Source organism: Georgenia sp. (genome assembly GCF_054605595.1).
Genome location: NZ_JBTSDU010000105.1, coordinates 1 through 11,349, shown reverse-complemented (window position 1 = coordinate 11,349; position 11,349 = coordinate 1). Strand labels below are relative to the sequence as shown.

At 74.7% G+C, this 11,349-nt stretch carries 11 protein-coding genes; 4 read left to right on the top strand and 7 right to left on the bottom strand.

Annotated features, from left to right (window positions below; genetic code table 11):
- Window positions 1-1,126, top strand: a 1,126-nt coding sequence (locus ACYC1Z_RS11640; RefSeq protein ID WP_461409693.1) for a DUF3418 domain-containing protein, incomplete at its 5' end; no start/stop codon positions are given.
- 157 nt (window positions 1,127-1,283) lie between these two features.
- Complete coding sequence (locus ACYC1Z_RS11635) at window positions 1,284-2,300, top strand: magnesium and cobalt transport protein CorA (protein ID WP_461409692.1); 1,017 nt, start codon at window positions 1,284-1,286, stop codon at window positions 2,298-2,300.
- Window positions 2,301-2,371: 71 nt separating this feature from the next.
- On the opposite strand, the gene ACYC1Z_RS11630 is transcribed toward ACYC1Z_RS11635, so the two are convergent.
- From ACYC1Z_RS11630 to ACYC1Z_RS11620, 3 genes are all read right to left on the bottom strand, one after another.
- Complete coding sequence (locus ACYC1Z_RS11630; protein ID WP_461409691.1) at window positions 2,372-3,124, bottom strand: enoyl-CoA hydratase-related protein; 753 nt, start codon at window positions 3,122-3,124, stop codon at window positions 2,372-2,374.
- 163 nt (window positions 3,125-3,287) lie between these two features.
- The gene (locus tag ACYC1Z_RS11625) at window positions 3,288-4,856 is read right to left on the bottom strand and encodes an aspartate:alanine exchanger family transporter (protein ID WP_461409690.1); all 1,569 of its coding nucleotides are present in this window, start codon (window positions 4,854-4,856) and stop codon (window positions 3,288-3,290) included.
- Window positions 4,857-4,913: 57 nt separating this feature from the next.
- The gene (locus ACYC1Z_RS11620) at window positions 4,914-6,053 is read right to left on the bottom strand and encodes an FAD-dependent oxidoreductase (RefSeq protein WP_461409694.1); all 1,140 of its coding nucleotides are present in this window, start codon (window positions 6,051-6,053) and stop codon (window positions 4,914-4,916) included.
- Between the two features lie 230 nt (window positions 6,054-6,283).
- Between ACYC1Z_RS11620 and ACYC1Z_RS11615 the strand changes: the two genes are divergently transcribed.
- The gene (locus tag ACYC1Z_RS11615) at window positions 6,284-7,117 is read left to right on the top strand and encodes a SprT-like domain-containing protein (RefSeq protein ID WP_461409689.1); all 834 of its coding nucleotides are present in this window, start codon (window positions 6,284-6,286) and stop codon (window positions 7,115-7,117) included.
- 94 nt (window positions 7,118-7,211) lie between these two features.
- Window positions 7,212-8,606, top strand: coding sequence for an ABC transporter substrate-binding protein (locus ACYC1Z_RS11610; protein WP_461409688.1), 1,395 nt, complete (start codon window positions 7,212-7,214; stop codon window positions 8,604-8,606).
- 52 nt (window positions 8,607-8,658) lie between these two features.
- Here the strand turns inward: ACYC1Z_RS11610 and ACYC1Z_RS11605 are convergent, their stop codons facing one another.
- The 4 genes from ACYC1Z_RS11605 to ACYC1Z_RS11590 are packed head-to-tail and all read right to left on the bottom strand — an operon-like array spanning window position 8,659 to window position 11,175.
- Window positions 8,659-9,279 carry a nucleoside/nucleotide kinase family protein gene (locus tag ACYC1Z_RS11605; protein ID WP_461409687.1) on the bottom strand — a complete coding sequence of 207 codons (621 nt, stop codon included), beginning with the start codon at window positions 9,277-9,279 and terminating at the stop codon, window positions 8,659-8,661.
- Between the two features lie 54 nt (window positions 9,280-9,333).
- Window positions 9,334-10,449 carry a YeiH family protein gene (locus tag ACYC1Z_RS11600; RefSeq protein ID WP_461409686.1) on the bottom strand — a complete coding sequence of 372 codons (1,116 nt, stop codon included), beginning with the start codon at window positions 10,447-10,449 and terminating at the stop codon, window positions 9,334-9,336.
- 7 nt (window positions 10,450-10,456) lie between these two features.
- A complete protein-coding gene (gene crcB / locus ACYC1Z_RS11595; RefSeq protein ID WP_461409685.1) occupies window positions 10,457-10,831 on the bottom strand; it encodes a fluoride efflux transporter CrcB in 375 nt (124 codons plus the stop codon).
- Window positions 10,828-11,175 carry a DUF190 domain-containing protein gene (locus tag ACYC1Z_RS11590; RefSeq protein WP_461409684.1) on the bottom strand — a complete coding sequence of 116 codons (348 nt, stop codon included), beginning with the start codon at window positions 11,173-11,175 and terminating at the stop codon, window positions 10,828-10,830. The genes crcB and ACYC1Z_RS11590 overlap by 4 nt, the downstream gene beginning before the upstream one ends.
- Window positions 11,176-11,349: the final 174 nt, after the last annotated feature.

The window sequence follows — 11,349 nt, the reverse complement described above, 5'->3', positions numbered from 1 at the left end:
GCGCGAGCTCGCCCCGCAGGCCCGCGACGCGGTGCGCAACGTGGTCCGCGGCGCCGTCCGCATCGCGATGGAGGAGGCCCGTGGTCGCGGCGATGCAGCTCCGGCCGCACCCGGCGCCGACACCCCCGGGGGACCCACCCGGCCCGCCGGCGGCTCGCTCCCAGCAGGCCGGCAGGTGGCCGGATCCGGGCTGACCCCGCTCCTGCCCGAGCAGCACGGCCTGACCGGCTGGCCGGAGCTGCCCGGCGGCGTGATCCCCCGCCAGGTGGAGTCCACCGGGCCGCAGGGGCTGATCGTGCGCGGCTACCCCGCGCTCGTGGAGACGCCGGGCGGCACCGGTGCGGCGGGGGCGGCGGTCTCGCTGCGCATCCTCGCCGACGCCACCGAGCAGGCCCGCGCCCACCGGGCCGGGTTGCGCCGCCTCGTCCTGCTCGAGACCGCGCTGCGCACCGCCCGGGTGACCACCCGCTGGACCGGCAAGGAGGCGCTCACGCTGGCCACCAGCCCGTACCCGAGCACGGAGGCGCTGGTGGGCGACATCCAGCTCGCCGCCGTCGGCGCGCTCGTCGACGCGTGGACCGCCGACCACGGCGGGCACCAGGTGCGCGACGGCGCCGCCTACGCGGAGCTGGTGGCCCACGTGCGCCGGGAGCTGGAGGAGCGGGTGCACGGGGTGGTCGGGCAGGTCGTGGCCACGCTCGACGCGCGCCGCGAGCTGGAGGCCGCGATCAAGAAGGCCACCTCGATGTTCCTGCTCAACACCCTCACCGAGGTCCGCGACCAGGCCGCCCGGCTGGTCCACGACGGCTTCGTCGCCGCGACGCCACCGGACCGGCTGGTCCACCTACCCCGGTATCTGCGGGCGGCGCAGCGGCGCATCGAACGGGCGGAGGTCAACGTCCACCAGGACGCCGATCTGGCGTGGAAGGTGGGCGAGCTGGAGGATGCCTACGAGGCGGCGGTGCGCGCGGGCGAGCGGTTGGCCCCGGATCCGGGGCGCGAGCACCGCCTGGCGGAGGTGCGCTGGATGATCGAGGAGTTGCGGGTCAGCTTCTTCGCCCAGCAGCTCGGCACCCCCGTGAAGGTCTCCGAGAAGCGCATCCGCAAGGCGCTCACCGAGGTGTGAGCCCGGCGCGGGTGCCCGGCGGGCGAGCCCGGGCCGTGATCTCGGCACGTTGAAGCCGGCGGGCGAGCCCGGGCTGTGAGCCCGGCGTGGGAGCCCGGCGGGTGAGCCCGGCGTGGGAGCCTGGCATCGGACCGGGATCCGGCGGAAGGACACGGGCATGGGCGTCATCAACAACGCGATCTACGTCGACGGCGAGCGGGCGGCCTCGGCGACGGACCTGGCGGAGACGTTCGAGCTGCTCCGTCAGCACGGCGGGATGGCGTGGGTGGGGCTCTACCGGCCCACACCGGAGGAGGTCCGCGTCGTCGCCGGAGAGTTCGACCTGCACGAGCTGGCCGAGGAGGACACGAACCAGGCGCACCAGCGGCCCAAGCTGGAACGCTACGGGGGCACCCTCTTCACCGTGCTGCGCCCGGCCCGGTACGTCGAGGAGGTCGAGAAGGTCGAGTTCGGCGAGCTGCACGTCTTCACCGGCCCGGCTTTCGTCGTCACCGTGCGCCACGCGGAGTCCCCGGACCTCAGCCTTGTCCGGCGCCGGCTGGAGGAGGACCGGGCCATGCTCCGCCTGGGGCCTTACGCCGTCCTCTACGCCATCCTCGACCAGGTCGTGGACGACTACGGCCCCGTCGTGGCCGGCCTGGAGAACGACGTCGACGAGATCGAGGACCAGCTCTTCAGCAGCGCCCCGACCGTCGCGCGGCGCATCTACGCCCTCTCCCGGGAGGTGATGGCCTTCCAGCGCGCCACGCGCCCCCTGCTCGGCATGCTGGAGGACCTCGCCTCGGGACTCGACCAGAACGGTGTCGACGTCGAGTTGCGCCACAAGCTCCGGGACGTCCACGACCACGCGCTGCGGGTGGTCGACCGCGCCGACTCCTTCCGGGCCCTGCTGCAGAACGCGCTCACGGTCAACTCCGCCCTGGTCGCGCAGGAGCAGAACGACCAGATGCGCACCATCACCGAGGCGAGCTACCTGCAGAACGAGCAGGTGAAGCGGATCTCGTCGTGGGCGGCGATCCTGTTCGCCCCCACCCTGGTGGGCACGATCTACGGCATGAACTTCGACCACATGCCCGAGCTCCACTGGGGGCTCGGCTACCCGTTCGCGCTGTTCCTCATGGCCCTGCTGGGGATCGCGCTCCACACCGTGTTCAAGCGGCACCACTGGCTGTGACGCCGCCGGCCCGGCCCACCGACGCGCACCCCGCCGGCGGCCCGGCGTCCTCGCCCCGACCCGGGGGCCGGTCAGCCGTCCTCGCCCCGGCCCCGCAGGAACGCGTCGATGGCGCGGCCCACCTCGGCGGAACGCAGCCGCTCCACGAACTGCTCACCCTCCTCGTCGATGCGCCGCTGGAGGGCGTCGCCGTCCCGCATGAGGGACTTCGTCGCCGCCACGGCCCGGGCGGACCGGGCCGCCACCTGCTCGGCGGCTTCCCGGGCGCGGGCGTCGAGCCGGTCGCGGGGGACGACGGCGTTGGCGAGCCCCCAGGCCTCGGCGCGCGCGGCGTCCACGACCTCGCCGAGGACGAACATCTCGAACGCGCGCGGGTGCCCGATCCGGTCCGGCAACGTCTTCGTCGACGCCGCCTCCGGCACGAGGCCGAGGTCGGCGAAGGGCACGCTCAGCCGGGCGTCGTCGGCGAGGTAGACCAGGTCGCAGTGCAGCAGCATGGTCAGCCCGATGCCGACCGCGTGCCCCTGGACCGCGGCGACCAGCGGCGTCGCGGTCCGGGCGAGCGCGGTGAGCAGCGGGTTGCCCGCCCAGCCGCCGGGACGCTCGCGGAGGGCGAGGAAGTCCGAGAGGTCGTTGCCCGCGCAGAAGGCGTCGCCCGCGGCGCGCAGCAGCACGCAGCGGACGTCCCGGTCCCGGCCGGCGCCGTCGATGGCGGACCCGAGGGTCTCGTACATCGCGGTGGTCAGGGCGTTCTTCTTCTCGGGCCGGTTCAGCGTCAGGGTCAACACCCCGCCGCGCACCGCCACCAGCACGTCGTCGTCCACCGTCGGCCCCCCGTTCGGTCGTGGCGCCAGGCTAGCGAGGAAGGGCCGTGGACGCGCCCGGATCGCTCGGCGGTCCGACGGCGGTCCGACGGCGGCTCGGCGGTCCGACGGCGGTCCGACGGCGGCTCGGCAGCCGGCTCGGCGGCCGGCGGCACGGGGCGGTTCAGACCGCGCCGACCACCTGCACCAGCACGATCTTGGCGATGATGCCGAGGGCGAAGAGGACGGCGTACCCGGCGTCGATGCGCTCGTCCACGGTGCGGCCGTTGGCGTAGGCGAGGATTGCGGGCTGGCCCACGAAGCCCGCGAGCGCACCAGCGGCCCGGGGGGCGCTCGTGCCGAGCGTGCGGGCGAGGACCAGGAGGGCCGCGGCGCCGACGACGACGATCACCACCGCCAGCACGACCACCTTCATCCCCTCCAGGGTGAGGGCCGACGCCGCGAACGCCTGGCCGGACGCGAGCCCGGTGGCGCCGAGGAAGAGCAGGAGGCCGAGCTGGCGGATGGTCAGGTTCGCCGGCCGGGCCATGCCCCACACCAGCGGCCCGGTCCGTTCCAGCCGGCCGAGCACCATGCCGACAACGAGCGGGCCGGCGGCGGAGCCGAGGGCGAGGGTGATGCCGCCGGGCAGTGGGATCGCCACCAGCCCGGCGAGCAGGCCGAGCGCCAGCCCGACGCCGAGGGAGAACGCGTCGACCTCGCTGACCTTGCGTTCGGAGTCGCCCAGGACGGCGGCGACGTCCCGCAGGTGCCCGCGCGGGACGATCACCCGCACCTTGTCACCGAGCTCGAGGACGAAGTCGTCGTGGGCGAGCATGTCCAGGTCGCCGCGGCGGACCCGGGTGACGATGCCCGCGAACCGGCCGGGGATGTCGAGCTCGCGCACGGTCCGGCCGGCGACGGCCGGGTTGGAGACGATGAAGCGGCGGTAGTCCACGGTGGAGCGGTCGTGGGCGAGGTGCTCGCTGACGCGCTCGCCCAGGTGCTCGCGGGCGCGGCGCACGGCGGGTTCGGGCCCCACGACGACGACCCGGTCCCCCACGTGGAGCTGCTCGTCGGGGGTGACGACGCGGGTCTCGCCGGCGCGGGCGAGGTAGGACAGGCGGATCTCGTGCTCGCTGACCCCGGGGACGTCACCGAGCCGGGTCGGCCGGGTGACCTCGACGCTGATGTCGACGAGGCCGAGGCCGGCCACCGGATCGGCGTCACGTCGCGTCTGCCAGGGGCGCGCCAGCACGACCGCGACGACGAGGATCGTCACGATGACGCCCACCGGGTAGGACAGCGAGTAGCCGACGGCGGGCTCCTGGGTGCCGGCCTGGTCGGTCGCGGCGGCGAGGGCCGGCGTCGAGGTCAGCACCCCGGCGTAGGACCCGGCGCTCAGGGCAGGGCTCAGGCCCAGCAGACCGCCGAGGGCGATGGTGACGACGGCGAGGACGGCCAGCACGGCGACGGCGCCACCCATGAGCGGCAGCTGCCGACGCAGCTCGCGGAAGAAGCCGGTACCCGCGGCCAGGCCGACCGTGTAGACGAAGAGGCCGAGGCCGAGGGTCTGGACGAGGCCGAGGCCCTCACCCAGCCGGGGGTCGAGCGCCCCGACGGCGAGCCCGACGAAGAGCGCACCGGCGGGGCCGAACCGCACCGCACCGAACGGGATCGTGCCCACGAGCGTTCCGATGGCGAGCACGACCATGAGCGTCAGCAGCGGGTTCGCGGCGAGGACGTCGAGCATGACGCCAGCCTGGCACCGTTGCGGCGGTCGGGCGCCGGTGCGGTGCGGTGGGTTTGGTCACGGCGCCAGCAGGGCGACGATCCGGTTGACCGCGCCGCGCCCGGCCCGGTTCGCGCCGACGGTGGAGGACGACGGCCCGTAGCCGATGAGGTGCAGCCGCGGTTCGGCGGCCACCTGTGTGCCGTCCATCGTGATGCCGCCGCCGTGCCCGCGCAGCCGCAGCGGGGCCAGGTGGTCGAGCGCGGCCCGGAAGCCGGTGGCCCACAGGATGACGTCGGCGGGTCGGAAGGTGCCGTCCGCCATGCGCACCCCGGTGGGCTCGATGCGGGTGAACATGGGGTGCCGGTCCAGCACGCCGCGGGCGGCCGCGGCCCGCAGGGCAGGGGTCCGGATGAGGCCGGTGACCGAGACCACGGAGCGGGGCGGCAGGCCCCGCCGGACGAGTGCCTCGACGAGTGCGACGGCGTCGCGCCCCGCGTCGGCGTCGAAGTCCTCGTCGCGCCACACGGGCTCGCGGCGGGTGACCCAGGTGGTGGTGGTGACCTGGGAGATCTCGTCGAGGAGCTGGACGGCCGAGATACCGCCGCCGACGACGACGGTGTGGCGGCCCGTGAGGTCCGCGGCGCGCACGTAGTCGGCGACGTGGAGCTGCCGGCCCTGGAAGTCGAGCTGGCCGGGATAGCGCGGCCAGAACGGTTTCGTCCAGGTGCCGGTGGCGTTGACGACCGCCCGGGCGGACCACGTGCCGGCGTCGGTCTCGACCAGCAGCCGTCCGTCCGGGGCGCCGTCGGCCCGGCGCACGTGGCGCACCCGCACGGGCCGGACGACGGCGAGGTCGAGCTCGGCCTCGTAGTCACCGAAGTAGCGCGGCAGGACGTCGGCCGACGCCTCGCACGGGTCCACCGCCGGCTGCGCCATCCCGGGCAGGTCGTAGATGCCGTTGACGGTCGCCATGCGCAGCGAGCGCCACCGGTGGCGCCACGCACCGCCCGGGCCGTCCTCGGCGTCCAGGACGACATAGGTGGGCACCGGGCCGGGCGCGGGCCGGGGACCGGTGCCGGTGCGGGCGGTGTCGGTACTCGGCACGAAGCCGCGGCGGCGGAGGTGGTAGGCGGCCGAGAGGCCGGCCTGCCCCGCACCGATCACGACGACGTCCGTGAACCTCGCGGCGGTGGCCGGACCGGGCCCGCCGGTCACCGGCACCACCGCGGTGGACTGAGCCGCGTCAGCGGGGAGCTCCGTCGCGACGGCGGGCAGGGCGGTCACGACACTCACGACCGGTGCAACGCCCGCGGGCGCGGGATGCTTCCGCGGAACTCCACGTGCCCGCCACGATCCGCAGGGTCGCCGGCAGTCCCCGGCGACCCTGCCGCATGATGTCGGTGGCCACCCGTAACCTCTGGGGAGGTGGACGGGAGGTGATCGGGATGGACCTACGAGTGGTCATGCGCCTGGGTGAGGAGCTGCTGGCGCAGCACGGGCTGACCGGCTGGCACCTCACGCTGGACCACGCCAGGCGGCGGGCCGGAGCGTGCCGTTTCGAGTCCCGGACGATCTCCCTCTCCCGTCACCTGATGGCGCTGTACGACGAGGCCCACGTGCGCGACACGGTGCTGCACGAGATCGCCCACGCGCTCGTCGGGCCACGGCACGGCCACGACGCGACGTGGCGGTCCACGGCTCGACAGATCGGCTGCTCGGGCTCCCGCCTGGTCGCGACGGACGCACCCCGCACCCCGGCACCGTGGCTGGGGACGTGCCCGCGTGGGCACACCAGCGAACGGCACCGCCGCCCGGCCCGGCCCACCAGCTGCGCCCGGTGCAGCCCGCGGTTCGACGTCGACAACCTCCTGCGGTGGACGTTCCACGGGCGGGAGGTCCCGATGGGCGCACGTTACGAACGGGAGCTGCGCGAGCTGGGTGTCGGCCGGGAAGGCCGCCGCCTGGCGGAGGTGTCGCCGGTCCCCCGGGCCGCCGAGTCGCTCCCCGTGGAACGGGCGGACGTCCCCGCGCTCGCCGAGGCCCTCCCGTTCGAGATCGCGGAACCGCCCGTCAGCCCCCGGGCACGGCTGGCGGCCGCGGCCGCGAGCGGCGCCCTCACCCCCGGCTGGCGGGTGCGCATCATCGCCTCCGGCAAGTACCGCTCCCGGGAGGGCGTCGTCGTCAAGAGCGCCCGGACCCGCTATCACGTGCGAGCCGGGCGCGAGCTCCTCACGGTGCCCTTCGCCCTCGTCGAGGTCCTGGAGGCGCCTGGCGCGTGAAGCCCCGAACGGTCCGAGATCCTGTACTACGCTTGGGGGAGATTTTGCACCTTCTCGACCGACGGCGGGGGAGGGCTGCCACCAAGGAGGACCGATGAACACCCCGTCCGGGCGCCGCCTGGTGCTGCTTGCGGCGGTCGCCCTGACGCTCGCCGCCTGCACGGGCCAGACCGCCGAGCCGGACGACGGGGCCGGCGCGACGCTCAGCGCAGAGGCGACGGGCGCGATGACCCTCCGGGTGTGGGACGAGGCGGCCGCCGCGGCGTACGTGGAGTCCTTCGCGGCGTTCTCGACCCAGCAGCCCAACTACAGCGTCGACGTCGAGGTGGTGCCCCGCGACCAGTACGCGGAGCGGCTCACGAAGGACCTGGCCGCGGGCGAGGCGCCGGACCTGTTCTGGATCGATCCCACCGCCGTGCCCGAGCTGTCCGGGACCGAGGACATCATCGACGTCGGCGCGGCGCTGGGCGAGGACCACGACGCGTGGCTCGCGCCCGTCACCGAGCTCTTCATGAGCGGCTCCAAGACCTGGGCGGTGCCCCAGCTGTGGCAGTCGATCGCCCTCTACTACGACACCGAGAAGCTGGCGGCAGCCTCCGTGGCGCCGGACGAGCTCACCTGGGCACCGGGGGCCGGTGCGGGCGACACGCTCCTGGGCGCCGCCCGGGCGCTCACCACCGACCAGGCCGGCCTCAACCCCGGGACGGAGGGCTTCGACCCGGCAGCGACGACGACGTGGGGTTTCAACGCCGGCCCCGAGGTGGCGTCGGTGATCGCACCGTTCCTCACGCAGAACGGCGTCAACCTGCACGACGGGGAGCGGTTCACGTTCGCCTCCCCCGAGGGGGAGGCGGCCGTGCAGTACCTCGTGGACCTGGACCTGGCCCACCGGGTGGCACCGCCCGTCACCGTCGCCCCCGACGCCGCGACCGCCCGCGTCCTGTTCGCCCAGGGCCGCCTGGCCATGCTGCAGGCGGGGTCGGGCGATCTTCGCGCGATCGCCGACGCGGCGGGGCGCCCCGTGGGCATCGCCCCCATGGTCGCCGGCCCGCAGGGGCGTATCGGCGTCGTCAACGGGGTCGCGGTGGCGGCGAACGCCGATTCCGACCAGCGGACCGCCGTCGTGACCGCGCTGCGGTGGCTCGGGTCGGCCGCCGGACAGGCCGCGCTCGCGAGCCAGGGCGTCGGCCTGCCGGCCGTGACCGACGCGCAGAACCTCTACGCCGACTACTGGGCAGCGCGCGACATCGACGTCACCGCGCTCCTCGACGCCGTCCGTGAGCCGGCGCTGCTGGGCCCGTCGCGGGTGCCGGACGCCCTCACCGCGCTCGAGCCCGTACTGCAGCAGATGTTCCGCGGCGAGATCCCCGTGAGCGAGGGCCTGCGGCAGGCGCAGGCCGCCGCCAACGCCACCCTCGGCCCGGATGCCACGCCGACCCCGACCCCCGTGCCGAGCCCGGCCGACACCGGCCCGGCTCCCACCCCCTAGCGCGGCCCGGAACCGGTTCCGACGCCCCCGGGCAGCGCCCGCCGCGCGAGGCTCAGTAGTCACCCCAGCGCAGCACCGTGGGATCGGCGAAATCCAGCATCTCCAGGAGCACATCGGCCCGCTGGGCCGGGCCGACGGCGTCGTCGTAGATGTGCAGCGTGGGCAGGTACCGCTCCCGATAGCGCGTCAGCACCTCGTCGAGGCTGTCGAAGAGGTCGTAGTCGCGCGCGATCACACGTTCGAGGATGAGCTCGTCCGGGATGGTCAGGTAGATCGTGGTGTGCCACAGGTCGGCGAGCTCGGGGCGCTGGAGCAGCATGCCGTCGACGACGAGGATCGACCCCGGCGGGTCGAGCTCGGGCAACCCCTCGGCGATCTCGCGGATCTCCCCGAGGTGGTAGACGTTGCGGTAGAGCCACTCCGGGTCCGCCGCCATCGCGGAGCGCCGTACCTGCAGGGGAGCCAGGTGGTGGTCGGCGCTGAACCGCCGGACCTCGCCCGGGCTCTGTACCAGGGGCCGGACGGCGTCGACCAGGTCCCGCGCGAACACCGTCTTGCCGGCGTGGTCGGGACCGTCGATGGCGACGCGCAGCATCCCGTGGCGGGCTCGTCGGGCCAGCCCCGCAGCGAGACGCTGGAGCACGGCCGCTCGTCCGGACCTCGTCGTCGTCATGGGCTGATCGTATGACCACGGCCGGCACCCGGCCTGGGGCTTGGGACACCTGTCTCAAGGATGCGCCGACACCAGCAGGAGGACTCCGACCAGTGAGACGCCGGCGGCCACCACCGCACCCGCGAGGCCGAGGAGCAGCGCGGGCCCACCCCGGCTCAGCAGCACCCGGAGGTTCACCCCGGTGCCCAGGGCCGCCATGGCGATGGTGAGGACGAGCGTCGTCGCCGTCGCCACGCCGTCGAGCACGGGTTGCGGCACCGGCGCGAGCGAGCGCACCGCGACGAGCGCCAGGAACCCCAGCACGAAGCCGGGCACGAGCGGCGGGCGTGTGTGTGCGGCCCCGGTCGGCGGTGCGCCGGTGATCACGGCGGCCGAGTCCACGGCCACGGCGCGCTCGACGGCTGCCCGGGCCCGCCGGCCACGCGCGTACCCCACCCCGGCGACGAGCGGCGCGAGGAGGACCACCCGGCCGAGCTTGGTGACGACGGCGGTGGCGAGCACCGCCGACCCCATCACCCCACCGGCCGCCACCACCTGCCCCACCTCGTGGACCGCGGCGCCCAGCCAGATCCCGGCCGGTCGGTCGGCGAGCCCGATGGCACCGGCCACCGTGGGCAGGGCGAACATGGAGATGGTGCCGAAGATCGTGACGGCGGCGACGGCGGTGGCCGCGGCGTCCTCGACGTCCTCCTCCTCGACGGCGTGCTCCTCGACGGCCGGGCGGCCGGCGTCCCGGGACCCCAGCACGGCGATCATGGCGGCGACCGCCGAGGCGCCGCACACCGCCGTACCGGTGGCGAGCAACAACCGCAGGGCGGGCGGTACGCGTAGCCAGCGCCCCAGCAGCAGGGTCAGGCTCCAGGTCAGCGCGACCGTCAGGATGATGACGACGATGGCTCCCCAGCCCAGGGCGAGCACCTCGGGGACGGAGAGCTGGAGGCCGAGGAGGACGACGCCGAGGCGCAGCACCGTCCGGGCGCCGTAGCGGATCCCTTCCTCCGCGGCGGCCGGCAGCCAGCCGGCGTTGCGGACCAGCACCCCCGCGAGGATCGCGACGAGCAGCGCGGAGACGACGGGCGTCAAGGAGTTGACGGCGAACGCGGCTGCGGCGACGACGCTCATGAGGGCAAGGCCGGGCGCGCGGCGGCGCCACGTGGTCACGGCAGGCACCGGCCCATCATCCCAGCAGGGCGAGCCCGAGCTGCCACCCCGCCCACGCGGCGAGCAGCCCCACGACCACGCTCACCACGACGTTGCCCACGGCGTACCGGTAGGAGCCGTCCTCCACGAGCCGGACCGTCTCGTACCCGAACGTGCTGAACGTGGTCAGGGCGCCGGAGAACCCCTTCCCGACGGCGGCGACCGTCGCGGCGCCGACACCGTGCGCGTGGGCGCCGCCGAGCACCAGGCCGAGGAGGAGCGAGCCGAGGACGTTCACGCACAGCGTGCCCCAGGGCAGCTGCGACCCGAGCCGCTCCTGGAGCACCCGGTCGGTGAGGTACCGGGCCGGCGCGCCCGCCGCCGCGCCGAGCGCGACGAACAATGCGGTCATGGGGCGCTGTCACCCTCGCGGCCGACGTGCACGACCTCCACGCGGTCGAGCACGGCCAGGCCTTCCTCGACCAGGCCGTCGAGCTCGGGCAGGAAGTCCCGGATCTTCGCCTCGTCGTCCACGATCACCACGATGAGCGGCAGGTCCTCGCTGAGGCTGAGCACCCGGCTGGTGTGGATGTGGTGGCGGGTGCCGAAACCCTCGAGCCCGCGCACGACGGCGGCCCCGGCCAGCCCCGCGGCACGCGCCCGCCGCACGATCTCGGAGTAGAGCGGGCGGTGGTGCCACTGGTCGGCCTCGCCGAGGTAGATGGTCAGCCGCAGGGCGGTCTCGCCTGGTCTCATGTCGCTCCTCGAAGACGGGGACGGGTGGCCGCGCGCGTGAGGACCACGCCCGCGAAGAGCGCGAGCAGCGCGGACATTACGGTACCGAGCACGTACCCGGCCGCCAGGGCCGGCCGGCCGGCGACGACGAGCGCCACGGCGTCGACGGTGTAGGTGGAGAAGGAGATCGGAAGA

What these genes read in the sequence shown, in the direction of transcription:
- ACYC1Z_RS11635 (WP_461409692.1), top strand. Translation starts at nt 1,284, where the DNA reads ATGGGCGTCATCAACAACGCGATCTACGTCGACGGCGAGCGGGCGGCC.
- ACYC1Z_RS11625 (WP_461409690.1), bottom strand. Translation starts at nt 4,856, where the DNA reads ATGCTCGACGTCCTCGCCGCGAACCCGCTGCTGACGCTCATGGTCGTG.
- ACYC1Z_RS11615 (WP_461409689.1), top strand. Translation starts at nt 6,284, where the DNA reads ATGGACCTACGAGTGGTCATGCGCCTGGGTGAGGAGCTGCTGGCGCAG.
- ACYC1Z_RS11610 (WP_461409688.1), top strand. Translation starts at nt 7,212, where the DNA reads ATGAACACCCCGTCCGGGCGCCGCCTGGTGCTGCTTGCGGCGGTCGCC.
- ACYC1Z_RS11605 (WP_461409687.1), bottom strand. Translation starts at nt 9,279, where the DNA reads ATGACGACGACGAGGTCCGGACGAGCGGCCGTGCTCCAGCGTCTCGCT.
- crcB (WP_461409685.1), bottom strand. Translation starts at nt 10,831, where the DNA reads ATGACCGCATTGTTCGTCGCGCTCGGCGCGGCGGCGGGCGCGCCGGCC.
- ACYC1Z_RS11590 (WP_461409684.1), bottom strand. Translation starts at nt 11,175, where the DNA reads ATGAGACCAGGCGAGACCGCCCTGCGGCTGACCATCTACCTCGGCGAG.